The following is a 19,224-nucleotide window of genomic DNA, read 5'->3' as shown; positions in this document are numbered from 1 at the left end:
GCTCAGTTTGCCCGAGACCCCATTCGCAACGAAATCGCCAACAGATTCCGAAATTCGAATAAAACCGCTTGGCGACGGACATGAGACGATGCGCAACTTACGCGAAGCTGGTCACCTGCTCGTTTTTATTGAAAATCAGGCGTATAATCGGATAGGATGAATAATTCCGCATCGGCGGCCATCCAGAAAAATCTGCGAAAGATGAGCCGTACTCATTTTGAAGAAAAGACATTCCAAGGCGCCGGCTTTATCCTCGATGCCGCCTACGAATACTGAGATGTATTTCAGAAATTCGTCACACCCGCGGGTTGCTGCGACTGTTCTTCTCGGAAGGGAAAGGACAACCGAATGGTGAAAAGGCGGCGGCCAATGCAGCCTGGGACGGAATCCGTGGGCCGTATTCGGGAAAACCTGATCAAGACCCGAATCGGCGGCAAGCTCTCGGCCCCCGTAAAGCCCGGGCCTGGCCGTCGAGGATGATAGCGTGTCCGCAGCGGACTTCACGCGCCGCGCCGTCGCAGGACTGTCATTTTCGGGATGACATCCGCCCCGTTCTCTGCGAAAAAGAACCCGATGAGAGACAGGGGCGTTCGTCGACAGGCGGGCTGAGAAGCACCCTTCGAACCTGAACCGGATAATGCCGGCGGAGGGAGTCGCTCGGGGTCGCGGTCCGCCGCACGAATGACCCCGTGCTCGCCCCCGCCTGAAAGGGGCCACATGCAGACCAGGAGCACACCAGGAGCCATGCTGAAGGCGATGCGCGAGAAGCCGCCGCTCGTTCAGTGCATCACCAATTATGTCGCGATGAACATCGCCGCCAATGTTCTCCTGGCCGCGGGCGCCTCGCCGGCCATGGTGCATGCGGCTGAGGAAGCCGGCGAGTTCGCCGTCATCGCGAGCGCGCTGACCGTCAATATCGGCACGCTGTCGACGCAATGGATCGACGGCATGCAGGCGGCGGCGAAGGCGGCGACCTCGGCCGGCAAACCCTGGGTGCTCGATCCGGTCGCCCATTATGCCACTGCCTTTCGCCGCGATGCGGTCGCTGCTCTGCTGGCGCTCAAACCCACGATCATCCGCGGCAACGCTTCCGAGATCATCGCGCTTGCCGGCGGCGAGAGCCGCGGCCAGGGAGTCGACAGCCGCGATCCGGTCGAGCAGGCCGAAGGTTCGGCGCGATGGCTGGCCGCGCGGCAGCAGGCGATTGTCGCCGTCACCGGTGCCGTCGATTTCGTCACCGACGGCGAGCGGGCGGTGCGCATCACAGGCGGATCGGCCTTGATGCCGCAGGTCACCGCGCTTGGCTGCTCGCTCACCTGCCTCGTCGGCGCCTTTGCCGCCACCGTGCCCGAGGATCTGTTCGGCGCGACGGTCGCCGCCCTCGCAACCTTCGCCATCGCGGGCGAGGAGGCAGCGCTCGGTGCGGCCGGTCCCGGCTCCTTCGCATGGCGCTTCCTCGACGCGTTGAACGCGCTCGATGCCGAAACGCTCGATGCCCGGGCAAGGATATCGGCGGCATGAAGAGTTTCGACCTTTCGCTCTATCTCGTCCTCGATCCCGATCTCTGCGCCGGGATCGGCATGGTCGAGACCGCGCGTCTTGCCGTTGCCGGCGGCGCGACGATGGTGCAGCTGCGCGACAAACATGCCGGCACGGCCGGGATGATTACGACCGGACGCGCCTTGAAACAGGCGCTTGATGGCACCGGCGCCCGCCTCATCGTCAACGACGATGTCGAGGCGGCGATCGCCATCGGCGCCGACGGTCTGCATATCGGCCAGGAGGACATGGATGCGGTGAGCGCGCGGGCGATGATCGGTCCCGGGATGATCCTCGGCCTGTCGGTCGAAACCGAAGCGCTTGCCGCTGCCGTCGATCCCGATGTCGTCGACTATACCGGCGTCGGCCCGGTGTTTGCGACCCCGACCAAGGCCAACCACAAGCAGCCGATCGGCTTTGACGGTCTTGCCAAGCTGGTGGCGGCCTCGCCGGTGCCCTCGGTTGCGATCGGCGGCCTCAAGGCGGACCATGTGGCCGCCGTCTTTGCCGCAGGCGCAAGCGGGCTTGCCGTCGTCTCCGCCATCTCGGGCACGCCGGATCCGGAAGCGGCGACGCGCCGCATCGCCGCTGAAATCCGAAAGGTCCGTGCATGATCCGCAACGTCCTCTCCATCGCCGGCTCCGATCCCTCGGGCGGCGCCGGCATCCAGGCCGATCTCAAGGCCTTTTCCGCCCGCGGCGTCTACGGCATGGCAGTGCTGACCGCGCTGACGGCGCAAAACACCCAAGGCGTCACCGGCGTGCATCTGGTGCCGCCTGCATTCGTTGCCGATCAGATCAACGCCGTCTTTGCCGATGTGCGTGTCGATGCCGTCAAGATCGGCATGATCGCCAATGCCGGCATCGCAGAAGCCGTTGCTGGAGCGCTCGCCGATCGGCGCGGCATCCCCATCGTCATCGATCCCGTGATGATCGCCAAGGGCGGTGCCGCCCTGCTGGCGCCCGAAGCCATCGATGTGCTTACCCGCCGGCTGCTGCCGCTGGCGACGCTGCTGACCCCGAACCTGCCTGAGGCCGCCGCCCTGCTGCACCAGCCGGTCGCGACAAACCGCGCCGAGATGGCGGCGCAGGCCGAGCAGCTGCGCGCGCTCGGCCCGGCCGCCGTACTGGTCAAGGGCGGTCACCTCGACAGCGAGGAAAGCCCCGACGTGCTTGCCGCGGCCGACGGCCTGCACTGGTTCGAAGCCCGACGCGTGCCGACCAAGAACACCCACGGCACCGGCTGCACGCTGTCGAGCGCGCTGGCGGCCGAGCTTGCCAAGGGCGCCTCGGTGCCGGAGGCGGTCGCCATCGCCAAGGATTATCTCGCCGGCGCGGTTGCGGCTTCAGGCAGCCTCACCGTCGGCTCCGGCCACGGCCCGGTGCACCATTTTCATGCGCTTTGGAAAGACGGGTACTGAGGGCTGCCGCCCCTCATCCGCCTGCCGGCACCTCTCCCCGTAAACGGGGCGAAGGGGATATGCTGCAACCTCTCCGTTCCCCAAACTTTTCGCGGGGCACGTCCCCTCTCCCCGTTCTTACGGGGAGAGGGTTAGGGTGAGGGGCAGCCAACGGACGTCAACTGAACGGCCGTGGCCTTATGCCGAGCATTACGAAAGAGAAGTTGCCCACTTTGTCAGGCCCGGCCCTCCCCGGGCCGTTTTTGCGTTCGGCAACCAGCTTGCTTTTGAGCGGGAGCATCGGGGCGAGCAGCGTCGCGCCATTTGAAAAACGCAGTTGACAAGCTCAGCCAGATAGCCAAGTCTATGACATTAAAAGGGGATATATTCCGCAATAACGGAATATGAGGAGGAATGACCGGTGCCAGACCTGCTTGTGAGTCTATACTCCACAAAGCTTGCCGATCTGAATCGGAAAGCCGATCATATCGGTGTCTCCATCCGCCCGGCCCTCCCCCCGGAACTGCATCTCGTCGTCGATTGGGTTCGCGAACGGTTCAGCGAGAACTGGGCAAGCGAGGTCTCGGTCGCCTTCTCCCGCCAGCCCGTTGCCTGCCTGATCGCCGTCGACGGCCGTGAGCTGCTAGGCTTTGCCTGCTACGACACGACGGCGCGCGGCTTCTTCGGCCCGACCGGAGTCGATCCTGAAGCCCGCGGCAAGGGTATCGGGCTCGCGCTGTTTTCCGCCTGCCTTCAGACCATGAAGACGCTTGGCCATGCCTATGCCTTTATCGGCGATGCCGGCCCGGTCGATTTCTACGCCAAGACCGCAGGCGCAATCACCATCCCCGCCCCCGACAAGGGCATCTACGAAGGCATGCTGAGAAGCATGCCGACATGACCATCTGATACCGGAGCACCAGAATTGTCCTCGACCCCGCTCGCCCTTTTCGTCGGCCTTCCCAATCCCGTGATTTCGGATGATGAATTCGCGCTGTTTCGCGAGACCAATCCGCTCGGCCTCTTCGTCGGCCGGCGCAATCAGCGCGAGCCGGAGCAGACCAAGCGGCTGATCGAACGCTTCCGGCAAGCCGTCGGCCGCGACGACGCCCCGGTCTTCACCGACCAGGAGGGCGGCCGCGTCCAGCACCTCGATGCCGGCCCCTGGCCGCTCTTCCGCAGCTTCGGCCAGTTTGCCGAACTAGCGCGCCGCGATTTCGAGCTCGGCAGAAAAGCGCTGCGCCTTTCCTCCCAGGCGATGGGCGCGATGATGACGGAACTCGGTCTTTCCAGCGGCTGCTCGCCCGTTCTCGACCTCGTCTTCGAGACGACGAGCGCGGTCATCGGCGCCCGCTCCTTCGGCCCGGATCCCGATGTCATCGCCGCTCTCGGCCGCGAGGTGGTCGACGGCCTGCTCGAGACCGGCAACATGCCTGTGATGAAGCATATTCCCGGCCATGGCCGGGCGACGCTCGACTCGCACAAGGAGCGTCCGGTGGTCGACGCCAGCCGCGAGACGCTCGCTGCCACCGATTTCAAGCCCTTCGTCGCATTGAAGGATACGCCCTGGGCCATGGTCGCCCATGTCGTCTACCCCGCCTACGATAGGGAATTGCCGGCCTCCGTCTCGCCAATCATGCACGACGTGATCCGTAACGATCTTGGCTATGACGGCGTGCTGATCTCCGACTGCATCTTCATGGAATCGCTCTCGGGCACGCTGCCGGAGCGCGTGAGCCAAGTTCTCGATGCGGGCTTCGACATCGCGCTCCACAGCCATGGCGACGTCAGGGAAAGCGAAGCCGCCGCCAGAACCGCCCGGCCGCTGACGGACGCCGCGCTCAAACGCATCGCCGCCGGCAAGGCCCGCCTCGGCAATCTCAAGGTCGACGTCCGCGCCGCCCACCGCCAAGTCGAAGACATGTTTGCCAGCGCCTCGGTCTCCTGACCGGCGCGCCATCTCTCACCGCATAAGAAAAAGGGGAATAGAACATGAAAAAATATCTTCTCGCAGCCGCCGCCCTGACACTGCTTTCGGGCTCCGCCATGGCGCAAACGATCCTGACGGCCAATATCGAACCGGCGACGACCTGGGTGCGCAACTTCAATCCGTTCAACCAGACCTCGGCGCGCCAATCGACGCTCGATTTCATCTACGAGCCGCTGGTCATCTTCAATCGCTTCGACAGCAACAAGCCGGTCTATCGCCTGGCCGAAAGCTTCAAACTCTCCGACGATCTGAAGAGCATCGATTTCAAGCTGCGCCCGAACCTGAAATGGTCGGACGGCAAGCCGCTGACCGCAGCCGACGTCAAGTTCACCTATGACTACTTGAAGAAATTCCCGGCGCTCGATTTCGTCAGCATCTGGACCTTCGTCACCGACGTCCAAGCCGTCGACGGAGAGACGGTGCGCTTCACGCTCGCCAATCCGAGCTCGCTTGCCGCCGAGCAGATCTCGCAGCTGCCGATCGTTCCCGAACATGTCTGGAAGGACGTCGCCGATCCCGTCACCTTTGCCAACGAGAACCCGGTCGGCAGCGGCCCGCTGACCGAGGTACCGCGCTTTACCGGCCAGACCTATGACCAGTGCCGCAACCCGCACTATTGGGACAACGACCATCTGAAGGTCGATTGCATTCGCTTCCCACAGCTTGCCGACAACAATCAGATCCTGACGGCAACGGCCGACGGCACGCTCGACTGGGGCGTCTCCTTCATTCCGGATATCGACAATGTTTATGTCTCCAAGGACCCGGCGCATTTCCACTACTGGTATTCGCCGAGCAGCATGGTCGCCTTTCTGTTCAACCTGGAAACCGCGAACGAGAACAACAAGAAGGCCTTCAACGACCTGAAATTCCGCCGTGCCGTGTCGATGGCGCTCGACCGCAAGACGATGATCGACGTCGCCGGCTACGGCTATCCGACGCTGAACGAAGATCCCGGCCTGATGGGCGAGCTTTACAAGAGCTGGGCGGATCCGTCGGTCAAGGCCGACTTCGGCAAGTTCGCTACCTATGACGCCGACGCCGCCAAGGCGCTGCTCGACGAGACCGGCTACAAGGACAAGGACGGCGACGGCTTCCGCGACAATCCCGACGGCAGCAAGATCTCCTTCTCGATCATTGTCCCGAACTCCTGGACCGACTGGGTCGACACCGTCAACATCGCCGTCGAAGGCATGCAAGCGGTCGGCATCGACGCCAAGATCGAAACGCCCGAGGAAGCGGTCTGGACCGGCAACCTCATCAACGGCAGCTTCGATGCGGCGATCAACAGCCTGCCGGCCTCGGCCTCGCCCTACTACCCCTACAAGCGCGCCTTCAGCGCTTCGGACAAGGGCAAGACGCGCTTTACCGCGCAGCGCTGGTTCAATCCTGAGGTCGAGAAACTCGTCACCGAGTTCACCCATACCGCCGATCTCGCCAAGCAGAAGGAAGCGATGAACAAGGCACAGCGCATCGTCGCCGAAAACATGCCTGTCATTCCGGTCTTCAACAATCCGAACTGGTATCAGTACAACACCAAGCGCTTCACCGGCTGGTCGACCAAGGAGAACCCCTTCGTCAATCCGTCGATCTCGCGGACGAACCCGGCACGCCTCTTGAACCTGCTCGCGCTGGAGCCGACCAAGTAAAGGCATTGACCCGGGAGCGGCGATTCCAACGCCGCTCCCGTTACGACGGAGTTCCCATGGCTTTTCTGCTTCGCCGCCTCGTCTTCTACATGGCAGCCTTCATCGCGGCAGCGACGATCAATTTCTTCCTGCCGCGGCTGATGCCGGGCGATCCGGTGCAGATCATGTTTTCGAGCGCCGGCACCGAATTGCCGCCGGAAAGCCTGCAGGCGCTGAAGCTGACCTTCGGCTTCGTCGATGGGCCGCTCTGGCAGCAATATCTCACCTATCTCGGCAGCATCTTCACGGGCGATCTCGGCCGCTCGATCAAGTATTTCCCGCTGCCGGTCACCTCGGTGCTCGGCCATGCCCTGGTCTGGACCGTCGCCCTGATGGGGACGGCGACGATCGTCAGCTTTGCGCTCGGCACCTTGCTCGGCATCCTCGCCGCCTGGCGCCGCGGCAGCAGGTTCGATGTCGTCGTCTCCGTCGGCGCGATCTTCGCCACCTCGGTGCCGGCCGTCGTCACCTCGCTGATCGTTCTCTTCATCTTCGGCTTCACGCTCGGCTGGTTCCCGAACGGCTATGCCGCCGACCCGTCGCTCGATCCGGCCTTCAGCCTGCAGTATCTCGGCAGCGTCGCCTATCACGGCATCCTGCCGATGGTGACGCTCTGCACCGTGCTGATCGGCGGCTTCACCGTCACCATGCGCAACAACATGATCAACCTGCTCGGCGAGGACTATATCGTCATGGCCCGCGCCAAGGGCCTGTCCGACCGGCATGTGATGCTCTGGTATGCGGCGCGCAACGCCCTGCTGCCGACCGTCTCCAGCCTTGCCATCGCCATCGGCACCATTCTCGGCGGCTCGCTGGTGACGGAGGTCGTCTACAACTATCCCGGCCTCGGCAACATTCTCTACCAGGCGATCCTCGCCCGCGACTATCCCGTCATCCAGGGCCAGCTGCTGATCATGACGGCGACCATGCTGATCGCCAATTTCATCGTCGACGTCAGCTACGTCATGCTCGACCCGCGGCTGAAGGGAGCGTGAGATGAAGACCCTGCTTCGAAACCGCAAGGCGCTCACCGGCCTCGTCATCATCGCCTTCATCGTCATCGTCGCGATCGCAGCGCCGCTGCTGACCCAATACGACCCCGCCGCCCGCACCGGGCGGCCGCACCAGCCGCCGTCCTTCGACCATATTCTCGGCACCACCCGCATCGGCCAGGATGTTTTTGCCCGGCTGATCTACGGCGCCCGCACCTCGCTGGCCGTCGGCTTCGGCGCCGGCTTGTTGATCACCCTTGCCGGCACCGCGCTCGGCATCATCTCCGGCTATCGCGGCGGCAAGACCGACGAGGTCATCAGCTTCTTCACCAATATGGTGCTGGTCGTTCCCAACCTGCCGCTGCTGCTGGTGCTCGCCGCCTTCATCGGCCAGGCAAGCCCCGTCGTCATCGCCCTGATCCTCGGCGCCACCTCCTGGGCCTGGGGCGCCCGCGTCACCCGCGCCGAGACGCTCTCGGTCAAGCAGAAGGATTTCGTCAAATCCGCCGAGATGATGGGCGAGCCGCAATGGCGGATCATGACATTCGAGATCTTCCCCAATGTGATCTCCATCGTCGGCATCAATTTCATCGGCAGCGTCATCTTCGCGATCATCACCGAGGCGACGCTGGAATTCCTCGGCCTCGGCGATCCCCGGGCGATCTCCTGGGGCACCATGCTCTACAACGCGCAGAAGGTTTCGGCCCTTTCGGTCGGCGCCTGGTGGGATATTCTCACCCCCTGCTTCGCGCTCGCCCTCCTCGGCATCGGCATGTCGCTCCTGAATTTCGCCGTCGACGAGATCGCCAATCCGCGGCTGCGCACCGGCAATCATCTGAAGCGCTGGTCGCTGCTCGTCCGTTCCGGGGAGGGCCGCCTATGACGCAACCGCTGCTTTCGGTGAGGAACCTCACCATCGATTATATCGGCGAAGAGAAGGATTTCCGCGCCGTCGACGACGTCAATTTCGACGTCGCGCCCGGCGAGGTCTTCGGGCTTGCCGGCGAATCCGGCTGCGGCAAGAGCACCATCGCCTTCGCCATCAGCCGCCTGCACAAGCCGCCGGCGCTGATCCGCCAGGAGAGCCGCATCCTGCTCGACGGCCGCGACGTACTCGATCTCGACCAGCGGGCGCTTGCCGCCTTCCGCTGGCGCGAGGTCGCGATGGTTTTCCAGAGCGCCATGAATTCGCTGAACCCGGTGCTGCGCATCGAGGCGCAATTCTACGACCTGCTGCGCACCCATAAAGGCATGAGCCGCACGCAAGCGCGCGAGCGCACCGCCGAGATGCTGACGCTCGTTGACATCGCGCCGGATCGCATGCGCGATTATCCGCATCAGTTTTCCGGCGGCATGCGCCAGCGCATCGTCATCGCCATCTGCATGGCGCTCGATCCGAAACTCGTCGTCATGGACGAGCCGACGACCGCGCTCGACGTCGTCGTCCAGCGCGAAATCCTGCAGCGGATCAACGAGCTGCGCCGCAGCTTCGGCTTCTCCGTGCTGTTCATCACCCATGATCTCGGGCTGATGGTGCAGTTCTGCGATCGCATCGGCATCATGCTGTCTGGCAGGCTGGTGGAGCAGAACAGCGCCGAGGCGATCTACCGGACGCCTGAGCATGATTACACGAAGAAGCTCTGGGCCTCCTTCCCCTCACTTCATGGAGGCGTACGGCTATGAGCGAGGCCATCCTTGCGCTCGACACGGTGACAAAGACCTTCGGCCACGGCGCGTCCGCCGTTCATGCTGCCCGCTCGATCTCCTTTTCGCTGCGCGCTGGCCGGGCGCTGGCGCTCGTCGGCGAATCCGGCAGCGGCAAGACCACTTGCGCCCGCATGGCGATGCGCGAATATCTGCCGACATCTGGCCGCATCCTCTACAAAGGCCGGCCGGTCGAAACGGCGAATTCCGCCGAAATCGCCCGCTACCGCCGCTCGGTGCAGATGATCTTCCAGGATCCGTTCGCCTCGCTGAATCCCGCCCACACCATCGCTCACCATCTTCGACGCCCGCTGAAGCTGCATCGCCCTGATATCAAGGGGACTGATATCGACGCCACCATCCGCGAACTGTTGGAGCGCGTCAGGCTCGATCCCGATCTCGTCGCGCCGAAATATCCGCATGAACTCTCCGGCGGCCAGCGCCAGCGCGTCAACATCGCCCGCGCCCTTGCCGTCAAGCCGGAGGTGATCGTCGCGGACGAACCGACCTCGATGCTCGACGTCTCGGTGCGCCTCGGCGTGCTCAACCTTTTGAACGAGATGAAGCGGGAGATGAATCTCGGCCTGCTCTACATCACCCATGATATCGCCACCGCCCGTTATGTCGCCGAGGACATCGCCGTGATGTATGCCGGCCAGATCGTCGAATGGGGCAGCACCGCCCGAGTGATCGACAATCCGCTGCATCCCTATACCAGGCTGCTGCTCTCGGCCGTGCCCGATCCAGACGTCCGTTTCGAAGATCCGAAGGCGCGGCTGAGGCCCGACGAGGTCGAGGATATCCGCCGCCGTTCGGCCGCCCCGCAGGACGATGTCGTCGAAGCGGAGCCGGGTCATTTCATGCGAATGATCTGACGCCGGTTTGCTGGTTTCGCTCGTCTGCCTGTGCTAGGGGACGGCTCTTTGATGTGAGGCGAAACTGTCATGCTGCCCTGGATTCAACTCGATTCCGCGACCATTCCCGGCGAAGGCGGCGAGTTGCGCCTGAAGCAGCGCGGCAGCGAGTTCTCGATCATGCTCGGCGCCAACGAGCTGATGAACAGCCGCCTCAGCGGCTCGGAAGAGGCGCTGGCGACCCTCTCCTGGGAGCGGATCAAAACGCATGCGAAGCCGAGGGTGCTGATCGGCGGGCTCGGCATGGGTTTCACCCTGCGCGCCGCTCTTACCGTCCTTCCCGATGATGCCGGCGTCACCGTCGCCGAACTGGTGCCGGCCGTCGTCACCTGGGCGCGCGGGCCGATGGCCGAGGTGTTCAAGGGCTGCCTCGACGATTCCCGCGTCGGCATCCATCAGGGCGATGTCGGCGAGGCGATCCGCGCCGGCAAGAGCGCCTATGACGCGATCCTGCTCGATGTCGACAATGGACCGGATGGGCTGACCCGCAAATCCAACGACCGGCTCTACGATTTCGCCGGCCTGCGCGCCGCCCGCGACGCGCTTCGCCCCGGCGGCGTGCTTGCCGTCTGGTCATCCGGGCCGGATCCTGATTTCACCCGCCGCCTCAGGGACAGCGGCTTTTCCGTCGAAGCGGTCAACACCCGCGCCAACGGCAAACGCGGCGGCGCCCGCCACGTCATCTGGCTGGCGATCAAGCCGGCCCGCTGACGAAGATCAGCTGCCCGAAGCGATCCTGCGGGCGGCATTGATGGCGCGGCGGGCGCCGGCGCGCAGCTGTATGGTCTCGGCGCCGGCGATGACCAGATCAAAGCCGAACTTCAACAGCTCGCCGGCCCGCTCGCCATCGCCGGCATAGGCACAGGCGAATTTGCCGTGGGCGCGGCAGCGCGCAACCGCGTGCTGCATGGCGCTGTCGATCTCGGCCGCATTCGGCGCCACCTGATCGCCGTTCGACAGGGCGATCGAAAGGTCGGCGGGGCCGACGAAAATACCGTCGATACCGGTTACGCCAAGAATGCCGTCGATAGCATCGAGCGCGGCGCGGGTCTCGATCATGGCGATGGCGACGGTGAGCTCGTTGGCAGTCTTCAGATAGGCGTCCGGCGACAAGCCGCTATGGTTCAACGCCAGGGACGGTCCCCAGCTGCGCTCGCCGAGGGGCGGATATTTCGTCGTCCGGACCAGGGCTCGCGCATCCTCGGCGGAATTGATCATCGGCGCGATGATGCCGGAGGCCCCAGCATCGAGCAGCCGCGAGGCGGAGGCGAAATCGCCGACCGGAATGCGCGCGATGGCCGGTTTGCCGGCAAGACGGGCCTGAGCAACGGCATTTGCCGCCGACTGCATATCCCACATGCCATGCTGCATATCGAGCACGACGGCGTCGAAAGCTTCCTGCGCCAGATGATTGACGAGCATCGCGTCGGGGATGCCGACCCAGGCCGAGATCATACCGGCCTGGTGCTTCCTGATACGGTCGGCAAAACCGTCGATTTCAGCTGCGCTCATGCCATTCTCCTCATTTCGACAGGCCGCCAGCGGCCGGGTTGCCGCCAATCGGCAGCAGCAATTCATCCTCTGCGGCGAAGCCGCGAGATGCTGACCATCACGACGATGCCCGCCGCCGCCAGAATGGCGCCCCAGAGCATCCAGATCTTTTGGGCAATCATGAAACTCGATGCCGGATAGGGAAAATAGCCGCTTCCCTGCCCGATCCAGATCAAGCCGAACACGACCATAAGCAGGCCGACGACATATCCGATGGTTCGCATGCTTCAGTCACCTCCGCTATGGATTCGGCCCACAATGTCGATCGCCATCGCCGATGACAAGGCTTCTTCCGAGGAGAAATGCAACCGCTGCTAATCATTCTTCTCCACCTCATCCGACAGCCAGGTGCTGAGCCTCTCGCTGTGAACGTTCGGAGATCGCGGAGGCACCAGCCAGTAACCGCGGTCTCGCGCCTCCAGCGACGGGCCGGCTTCCAGCAGCATGCCCGCCGAAAGGAGCGTGTCGACGAGCCCCATCCAGCCGAGCGCCACGCCCTGCTCGCTCAGCGCCGCCTGAACGACCAACGAATAGGTGTTGAAGCTGATATCACCGCGGTCGGCGTGGGCGCCGCGCAGGACGGAGAATTCACCAAAATATGTGCGCCAGTCGAACCAGGGCGATGGCAGCGGCGCGTCGAGATGGATCAGCCTCGCTCCGGCCAATTGTCCTGGATCGTCGAAGGGTCCGTTGCGATCGAGGAACCCCCGCGTGCAGACGGGCACGACCCTCTCCGGCAGCAGAAGCGTGCCCACGGCACCGAATTCCGCCCGCGTCCCGAACACGACCGCGACGTCGGCCTCGTCGCGAAACCCGACCGCAAGCCTCTGCGTCGCGACGATCTGTATGTCCGTTTCCGGGTGCAGCAGGCGAAAGCCATCCATGCGCGGGATCAGCCAAAGCGCCGAGAACGCATAGTCGGTTCTGAGCCTGACGATCGGCCTCTGGGCTTCGAGGCGAAAACTGCGGGCGAGCGCATCGATATCGCCGACCGCCCTGGCGGCGATGTCCAGAAGCCGCTCGCCTTCGGCGGTCAATTCGACGCCACGATGCTGGCGGCGCAGCAGGCTGACGCCGAACTGCTGTTCCAGCCGGCGGATCTGGTAGCTGACGGCCGGCTGGGTCAGCCCGAGAAGCGTTGCAGCCGCCGAAAAGCTCCCGAGCCGCGCAACCTCGACGAACAGCCGCATCCATCCAAGCTCAGGTGGGTGATCTGACATAAAAATACCTTTGAGCAGCCATCGAAAAAAGCTGTCTTTACAGCCGTCATATTAGGCGCTTGAATAAAATCTTCAAATAGCAAAAGGGGAAACGACATGGCGCGCCCGAACATCCTCATCCTGATGGTGGACCAATTGAACGGAACCTTCTTTCCCGATGGTCCCGCCGATTTTCTTCACGCGCCGCATCTGAAATCACTGGCAAGCCGCTCTGTGCGTTTCGCCAATAGCTATACGGCAAGCCCGCTCTGCGCGCCGGCACGGGCGTCCTTCATGTCGGGACAGTTGCCGAGCCGGACGCGCGTCTATGACAACGCGGCTGAATTTGCCTCCGACATTCCGACCTATGCGCATCATCTGCGCGCGGCCGGATACCAGACGGCGCTGTCGGGCAAGATGCATTTCGTCGGCCCCGACCAGCTTCACGGTTTCGAGGAACGCCTGACGACGGACATCTATCCGGCCGATTTCGGCTGGACACCTGATTATACCAAGCCCGGCGAGCGCATCGACTGGTGGTATCACAATCTCGGTTCGGTGACCGGCGCCGGCATTGCCGAGATCACCAATCAGATGGAATATGACGACGAGGTCGCCTATCACGCCACCCGCAAGCTCTTCGACCTCTCGCGCGGTCATGATGAGCGCCCCTGGTGCCTGACCGTCAGCTTCACCCATCCGCACGACCCCTATGTCGCGCGCCGCAAATTCTGGGATCTCTATGAGGACTGCCCGGCACTCGACCCGGCGGTCGCGGCGATCCCTTTCGAGCGGCAGGATCCTCATTCTCAGCGCCTGATGAAAGCCTGCGAGCACGATGCGTTCGACATCAGCCAAGAGCAGATCAGGCGGGCAAGACGCGGCTATTTCGCCAATATCTCCTATGTCGACGAAAAGATCGGCGAGCTTCTCGGCGCCCTGGAACGCAGCCGCACGGCGGAGAACACCATCATCCTCTTCGTGTCCGACCACGGCGACATGCTTGGCGATCGCGGCCTCTGGTTCAAGATGAACTTCTTCGAAGGTTCGGCGCGGGTGCCGCTGATGATCGCAGCCCCCGGCTGGACGCCGAAGCGCATCGATCAGCCCGTCTCCACGCTTGACGTAACGCCGACGCTTGCCGGGCTTGCCGGAATCGATATCGCGTCATTGAAGCCATGGACCGAAGGCCAAGATCTCGCAGCCCTTGCGAAGGGCACCGGCAGCCGTGGCCCGGTACCGATGGAATATGCCGCGGAAGGCTCGGAAGCGCCGCTCGTCTGCCTCAGGGACGGGCGCTACAAGCTCTCGCTCTGCGAGAAGGACCCGCCGATGCTGTTCGATCTTGAGGCCGATCCGCAGGAGCTCGACGATCTCACGGGAAATCCGGCGCATGCCGAGACGCTGGCGCGGCTCATCGAACAGGCGGGCCGGCGCTGGAACCTTGCCGCTTTCGACGCGGCCGTGCGCGAAAGCCAGGCCCGCCGCTGGGTGGTCTACGCGGCGCTGCGCAACGGCGCCTATTATCCATGGGACTATCAGCCGCTGCAGAAAGCATCGGAGCGCTATATGCGCAACCACATGGATCTGAACGTGCTGGAGGAAAGCCAGCGGTTCCCGCGCCAGGAATAGCAGACGGTTCTAGGCCGTCCGGCGGGCCGGAGCCTCGCGCAGGAAATCCTCGATGAAGGTCTTTTGCAGCAGGATGCCGTCCCATTCGTCGGCGAAGAAGGGCGAATCATAGATCAGCGTTAAGGGACCGGCGTAACCGGCCCTTTCGCACATCTCCAGGCACTTGCGGTAATCCTTCGCATCGAGGCCGCCGGCATTGTAATCGGCTTTGGCGTGGCAGATTTCCGCCCGCCGCATGATATCGGCCAGACCGTCATATTTGGCGGGGGCTGACCAGTTGCCGAGGTCGCCGTTGAGACCGACCTTGCCATCCAGCCGGTCGAGCAGCCAGTTCATTTCGACCGGCGACGGTAAGAGGTCGAACCAGTTCTCGACGACGATGCGCACGCCGCTGCCTTCCGCCTTCTCGGCCAGCCAGTTGAGGTGGCGGGCCGCACGGCCGTGATTTTCCTCGCTCGGCTTCTGCTTGCCGGCGATGACGCGCATTCTCTGCGCCCCGAGTGCCGCCGCGATGCCGATCCACTCCGCCATCCAGCCGATGTCGCGCTCGGCCGTCCCGGCATGGCTCGGATCGCCGTCCTCGACAAGCAGCGTCTGGAACAGCACGTTCGAGGCCGCCATCGCATCGCTGAGTTCGCCGATATAGGCGGCATCGAGGCTCGGCAGATGGAAGGAGCAGATCTCCAGCCGGTGGACGCCGCGCGCCGCCAGCATCGCCGGCACGTCGATCAGCGCCGCGCCGCCGGGGCCGTAGGGTTCCTTCGGCGCCGCGCTCTTGTCGGGGTCGGGGCTATAGGCGTGGACCGCGCCGAGCAAGCGATGCAGCGACCATGTCGAAACCGCGAAACGTCCGTTTTGCAAATGCTGCATGTTCCCTCCTCCAATTCCTCTCGCGCCAGTCAGTGGCACAAAATCGAAATCAATCGCGAACTCAGTCAAAATCGCCGCGGATGACTGCCTCCGCGGCAAGCGCCGTTCCCAGCAATGCCTCGTCGCGACGGGCGGTGGCCGAAAGCAGCAGGCCGACGGGCATGCCCGCCTCGCCCGTGCCGCAAGGCACCGACACACCGCACCAGTCGAGAAAATTGCCGAACATCGTATTGCGCAACGTCTTGTTGTTCGTGGCGAAGAAGAGCTCGTCATCCTGTTCCAGCGGCGCGATCGGCGGCGCCACATGGGCGACGGTCGGAAAGGCGATCAGGCGGTCGCCGACGAAGCGGTCGACATCGGCAATGAGGCGGCGGCGGGCTTCGAGAAGGGCCATGTAATGCGGCGCCGTCGTCCTCGCTCCCAAGCGGGTGCGCATGACGACGCGATGATCCATGCGGTCCGCTTCCGGCCCCGCCAGCCGGTCCTGATGAAGGGCATAGGCTTGCGCAGTCACCAGCGGGCCGTACGTCGTCAGCAGATCGATGATCCCATCGAAAGCGGGGATAGTGATGCGTGAAATCCGGACACCTGCCCGTTGAAGGCGCTCCAGGGCTGCCTCGAAGGCGACGACGACACCCGGTTCGGCCCCATCGAAGACGATGTTTTCAGGCACGAGCAATTCCAGCCCCTGCAAGGAACGCTCAGCGACATCTGGCGCCGTCAGGCCGCACATCGCCGCATCGATCCAGACCGCATCCTTGACGGTGCGGCAGAGCGGTCCCAACGAATCCAGGCTTTTCGCCAGCGGATAGACACCGTCCATGGCATGGCGGCCGCGTGTCGCCTTGTAGCCGACGATGCCGTTGAGGGCGGCGGGAATACGCACCGACCCGCCGGTATCCGTGCCCATCGCGACCGGGACCAGTCCAGCGGCGACGGCCACACCGGCGCCGGAGGAGGAGCCGCCGGGGATGCGCGGGCGGTCGGCGCTTCGCGGATTGACCGGCGTGCCGTAATGCGGATTGATGCCGAGGCCGGAGAAGGCGAACTCGCTCATATTGGTGCAGCCGATGGCGATCATGCCGGCATTCCTCAGCAAAGCGACGACGGCCGCATCCCGCTCGGCCGGCGCATCCCCTGCCAGGACGCGCGAACCCGCTGTCGTCGTCCGGCCTTCGATGTCGAAAAGATCTTTCCAGGCGATCGGAATACCGTCCAGCAGTCCGAGCGAGCGCCCTTGCCGCAGCCGTTCGGAAGACGCGCGCGCTTCTTCCATCGCCCGGTCTTCAAGCAGCATGGTGAAGACGGCCTTGTCGGCGTAATTCGCGATGGCGTCGAAGACGGCCTCGGCCACATCGACCGGATCGGCTGCGCCGCCCTGAATGAGGACGGAAAGCTGGGCGACCGACATGGCGCCGAAGGATTTGCTCATGGGACCATCCAGACGAAATATCCCTCCGGATTACCGCGGATCATTTCGATGAGCCAGAGCTTCACGATATTTTGCATGCATTAGTTCGATTTTTTGAACACTGCGTTTGCAGATCGCCCCTTCAATTGCCGCGATTGAAGACACACATGATGCTCGCATTTGGAGTAGGATTCGGCACGAGGGTGAGGGTTTACCCTCGGGACGCGACTCTGCATGTGTTGCAGGAGTAATTAGAATGACAGATTGTGAAACTTTAAGCCGTCACCGGGATATGGTGACCGTCCACGTGAAAGAGGACGAAACGGCCGGCGCCGGTGAGCGCGATTATGCGGAACATGTCAGTGCCCAGAAACTGTCGGGCTTTGAGCGCGTTGTCATTGTCGGCGCATTGCTTGTCTTGAGCTTTGCGGGTTTTGCCGCATATTCTTCCGGCAATACCGATCCGATGACGACATCGGCTATTGCCGCCCCCGCCGGCGATAATCCGCCGCATCATCCGGCTTACGGCCATTGCCGCGACAGCAGCCCCTACGCTGAAAGGGTCTGCTGACAGCCCGGCCCCTTCGCCGGGCAGATAAGTTCGCCGGGCATGGAGCCCCTTGGCCCAGGCTGCAAAGACAGCAGGAAAAGGGAAAGAACCATGGCCGGTGATATCGACTTTAACCTCGACCGTTTCGTCGAAGCCCAGAACGGCATCTACCAACAGGCGCTCTCCGAGCTGCAGGCCGGGCGCAAGACGTCCCACTGGATGTGGTTCATCTTCCCGCAGATATCAGGTCTCGGCACGTCGGCGATGGCGGAAAAATATGCGATCCGTTCGGCCGAGGAAGCCGCCGCCTATCTCGCCCACCCCATTCTTTCAGGCCGGCTGCTGCGCTGCGTCGAGGCGATTTTATCGGTCGAGGGCCGATCGGCGCACGACATCCTCGGCTCGCCCGATGACTTCAAGCTGCGCTCATCGATGACGCTGTTTGCTGCGATCAGCGATCACGGCTCGCCCTTCCACCGGGCGATCGCGCGTTTTTATGACGGACAATTCGACGAGCGGACGATGGAGATCCTCAGCGCCAGGGAGTAGCCGCTCTGTTCTCCAGGGCGGCGATCTCGTCGGAGACCTCGCTCAATCGCTGACGCAGATCGCTGTCGGTGCCGTCATCGACCTCTTCCTCGCCGAAACAATAGCGCGCATCGTGAAGCTCCAGCTTGGCTTCAAGCTCGGCGCGTTTGGCATATAGGCGCTTGAGATAGACGTAGTTCATCTCTGCCTCCACATCGCCTTCCGGTGATGGAAAAACGGCATGGAGGCGGTAAGGTTCCCCGGAGGGTCAGGTGAAAGAGGCGATCGCCGCCCTGCAGGCCTTGGCGAAATGACCACAACAGCTGGCAGCACCCATCGCCTGGCGGCTGACGCGCGCGCCTTCGAGCAGCAGCGTCAGCGTATCGGCAAGAAGTTGAGGTTCGCGCGCACCGGCTGCGGAACAGAGCGCAGCCAGACGATCGCGCTGTTCGGCCTTGTGCCTCTCGATCATCTCGTGGGCAGGATGGCCCTCGCCCTTGAGTTCTATGGCGGCATTGGCGAGATCGCAGCCGGCGGGCTCGCCGTTCAGACACTGCGCCCGCATCTCGACCCAGGCGTCCAGCTGGGCGCCGGGATCGCCGGGATGGGCCGCCTCCAGATCCCGCCAGATGGCATCCGCCTTTTCGGAGGCGCGGCGCAGCGTCTCGCAGACGAGCTCGTCCTTCGAGCCGAAATGCCGGTAAAGCGTCATCTTGTTGGTCGATGCCGCATCGGCGATGGCATCGACGCCGATGCCGCGAATGCCGTGTTCGCGGAAAAGCTCCGAGGCGGTCGAGACGATGCGCTCCCGCGGAGGGATGCGATCTTCTAGAACGGCGGAGATTTCACTCGAAGTTTCTGATTTTTTTGCGGACGAAGTCCTTGACATCAATGTGACCGATCGGTAACAACTGTATTGTTACTTACCGGTAACACCACAGACCGCCAAAGTCAATGCCGAGGGCTTGGCGGCGCAAAGTGGAACACGGGCGACCGCCCACGAAAGGAGGACAAGCCATGAGAAAGACCAGAGACGACCTGACGATATCCGAAGCCCTCCGCGACCCCCTGATCGCCATGGTATTGCGCGCCGACGGCGTGAAGCTTGAAGATTTCAAGCAACTCCTGGAGACGGCCGCCGGCAACCGCGAACCGCGCCCGACGCCGGTCGGCAAAATGATCGGAGCACTCGCAAGCCGCGCCAACCTGCCGGCGATGCCCTGCTTCGGCTGAAACAACTTTCTGAATACCGGGGGA

Annotated in this window: 22 protein-coding genes and 1 riboswitch; of the genes, 15 read left to right on the top strand and 7 right to left on the bottom strand. The window is 63.4% G+C overall.

What is annotated here, in order from left to right; genetic code table 11:
- The first annotated feature begins 572 nt into the window (after positions 1-572).
- A riboswitch (TPP riboswitch) is annotated at positions 573-669 on the top strand.
- A gap of 48 nt (positions 670-717) precedes the next feature.
- The 11 genes from thiM to CO671_RS27450 all read left to right on the top strand — a co-directional run bounded on the left by thiM (position 718) and on the right by CO671_RS27450 (position 10,937).
- Positions 718-1,521 (top strand): hydroxyethylthiazole kinase, encoded by an 804-nt coding sequence (gene thiM / locus CO671_RS27500; protein ID WP_097608591.1) that lies wholly within the window; start codon positions 718-720, stop codon positions 1,519-1,521.
- Positions 1,518-2,153, top strand: a complete 636-nt coding sequence (thiE, locus tag CO671_RS27495) for a thiamine phosphate synthase (protein WP_097608590.1) — start codon at positions 1,518-1,520, stop codon at positions 2,151-2,153. The genes thiM and thiE overlap by 4 nt, the downstream gene beginning before the upstream one ends.
- Positions 2,150-2,959, top strand: coding sequence for a bifunctional hydroxymethylpyrimidine kinase/phosphomethylpyrimidine kinase (gene thiD, locus CO671_RS27490; RefSeq protein WP_097608589.1), 810 nt, complete (start codon positions 2,150-2,152; stop codon positions 2,957-2,959). Before thiE ends, thiD begins: the two co-directional genes overlap by 4 nt.
- A 400-nt stretch (positions 2,960-3,359) precedes the next feature.
- A complete protein-coding gene (locus tag CO671_RS27485; protein ID WP_097608588.1) occupies positions 3,360-3,839 on the top strand; it encodes a GNAT family N-acetyltransferase in 480 nt (159 codons plus the stop codon).
- Positions 3,840-3,863: 24 nt separating this feature from the next.
- A complete protein-coding gene (locus tag CO671_RS27480; protein ID WP_097608587.1) occupies positions 3,864-4,886 on the top strand; it encodes a glycoside hydrolase family 3 N-terminal domain-containing protein in 1,023 nt (340 codons plus the stop codon).
- A gap of 44 nt (positions 4,887-4,930) precedes the next feature.
- Positions 4,931-6,577, top strand: a complete 1,647-nt coding sequence (locus tag CO671_RS27475; RefSeq protein WP_097608586.1) for an ABC transporter substrate-binding protein — start codon at positions 4,931-4,933, stop codon at positions 6,575-6,577.
- A 56-nt stretch (positions 6,578-6,633) separates the two neighbouring features.
- On the top strand, positions 6,634-7,611 hold the full coding sequence (locus CO671_RS27470; RefSeq protein WP_097608585.1) for an ABC transporter permease: 978 nt from the start codon (positions 6,634-6,636) through the stop codon (positions 7,609-7,611).
- A gap of 1 nt (position 7,612) precedes the next feature.
- Positions 7,613-8,491, top strand: a complete 879-nt coding sequence (locus tag CO671_RS27465) for an ABC transporter permease (protein WP_097608584.1) — start codon at positions 7,613-7,615, stop codon at positions 8,489-8,491.
- The gene (locus CO671_RS27460) at positions 8,488-9,291 is read left to right on the top strand and encodes an ABC transporter ATP-binding protein (RefSeq protein ID WP_097608583.1); all 804 of its coding nucleotides are present in this window, start codon (positions 8,488-8,490) and stop codon (positions 9,289-9,291) included. The genes CO671_RS27465 and CO671_RS27460 overlap by 4 nt, the downstream gene beginning before the upstream one ends.
- Complete coding sequence (locus tag CO671_RS27455; RefSeq protein ID WP_097608582.1) at positions 9,288-10,187, top strand: ATP-binding cassette domain-containing protein; 900 nt, start codon at positions 9,288-9,290, stop codon at positions 10,185-10,187. Before CO671_RS27460 ends, CO671_RS27455 begins: the two co-directional genes overlap by 4 nt.
- A gap of 69 nt (positions 10,188-10,256) precedes the next feature.
- Complete coding sequence (locus CO671_RS27450) at positions 10,257-10,937, top strand: hypothetical protein (protein WP_097608581.1); 681 nt, start codon at positions 10,257-10,259, stop codon at positions 10,935-10,937.
- Positions 10,938-10,943: 6 nt separating this feature from the next.
- On the opposite strand, the gene CO671_RS27445 is transcribed toward CO671_RS27450, so the two are convergent.
- The 3 genes from CO671_RS27445 to CO671_RS27435 all read right to left on the bottom strand — a co-directional run bounded on the left by CO671_RS27445 (position 10,944) and on the right by CO671_RS27435 (position 12,997).
- Positions 10,944-11,738 (bottom strand): aldolase/citrate lyase family protein, encoded by a 795-nt coding sequence (locus CO671_RS27445; RefSeq protein WP_097608580.1) that lies wholly within the window; start codon positions 11,736-11,738, stop codon positions 10,944-10,946.
- Between the two features lie 62 nt (positions 11,739-11,800).
- The gene (locus tag CO671_RS27440; RefSeq protein WP_010032807.1) at positions 11,801-12,001 is read right to left on the bottom strand and encodes a hypothetical protein; all 201 of its coding nucleotides are present in this window, start codon (positions 11,999-12,001) and stop codon (positions 11,801-11,803) included.
- 90 nt (positions 12,002-12,091) lie between these two features.
- Entirely contained in the window at positions 12,092-12,997 is a 906-nt protein-coding gene (locus tag CO671_RS27435) for a LysR family transcriptional regulator (protein WP_097608579.1), read from the bottom strand.
- A 96-nt stretch (positions 12,998-13,093) separates the two neighbouring features.
- On the opposite strand from CO671_RS27435, the gene betC reads away from it, so the two are divergent.
- On the top strand, positions 13,094-14,608 hold the full coding sequence (betC, locus tag CO671_RS27430; protein WP_097608578.1) for a choline-sulfatase: 1,515 nt from the start codon (positions 13,094-13,096) through the stop codon (positions 14,606-14,608).
- 9 nt (positions 14,609-14,617) lie between these two features.
- On the opposite strand, the gene CO671_RS27425 is transcribed toward betC, so the two are convergent.
- Together CO671_RS27425 and CO671_RS27420 are read right to left on the bottom strand one after the other, a co-directional pair.
- Positions 14,618-15,478 (bottom strand): TIM barrel protein, encoded by an 861-nt coding sequence (locus tag CO671_RS27425; protein WP_097608577.1) that lies wholly within the window; start codon positions 15,476-15,478, stop codon positions 14,618-14,620.
- Between the two features lie 61 nt (positions 15,479-15,539).
- Complete coding sequence (locus CO671_RS27420) at positions 15,540-16,910, bottom strand: amidase (protein WP_097608576.1); 1,371 nt, start codon at positions 16,908-16,910, stop codon at positions 15,540-15,542.
- Between the two features lie 271 nt (positions 16,911-17,181).
- Here CO671_RS27420 and CO671_RS27415 point away from each other — a divergent pair, with 271 nt between their 5' ends.
- Entirely contained in the window at positions 17,182-17,460 is a 279-nt protein-coding gene (locus tag CO671_RS27415) for a hypothetical protein (protein ID WP_097582211.1), read from the top strand.
- A gap of 90 nt (positions 17,461-17,550) precedes the next feature.
- Positions 17,551-17,988, top strand: a complete 438-nt coding sequence (locus CO671_RS27410) for a DUF1810 domain-containing protein (RefSeq protein WP_097608575.1) — start codon at positions 17,551-17,553, stop codon at positions 17,986-17,988.
- Here CO671_RS27410 and CO671_RS27405 read toward each other — a convergent pair.
- Positions 17,972-18,169, bottom strand: coding sequence for a hypothetical protein (locus CO671_RS27405; protein ID WP_010028403.1), 198 nt, complete (start codon positions 18,167-18,169; stop codon positions 17,972-17,974). The genes CO671_RS27410 and CO671_RS27405 overlap by 17 nt on opposite strands.
- A 66-nt stretch (positions 18,170-18,235) precedes the next feature.
- The gene (locus tag CO671_RS27400; RefSeq protein WP_097608574.1) at positions 18,236-18,856 is read right to left on the bottom strand and encodes a TetR/AcrR family transcriptional regulator; all 621 of its coding nucleotides are present in this window, start codon (positions 18,854-18,856) and stop codon (positions 18,236-18,238) included.
- A gap of 128 nt (positions 18,857-18,984) precedes the next feature.
- On the opposite strand from CO671_RS27400, the gene CO671_RS27395 reads away from it, so the two are divergent.
- Complete coding sequence (locus CO671_RS27395) at positions 18,985-19,200, top strand: hypothetical protein (protein WP_097588444.1); 216 nt, start codon at positions 18,985-18,987, stop codon at positions 19,198-19,200.
- The last annotated feature ends 24 nt before the right edge of the window (positions 19,201-19,224 follow it).

Origin of the sequence: Rhizobium sp. M10 (assembly GCF_002531955.1) — a bacterium.
Classification (GTDB): Bacteria; Pseudomonadota; Alphaproteobacteria; order Rhizobiales; family Rhizobiaceae; genus Rhizobium; species Rhizobium etli_C.
The sequence above is the reverse complement of the archived record's forward strand: the minus strand, read 5'-3'. Positions and strand labels throughout refer to the sequence as shown.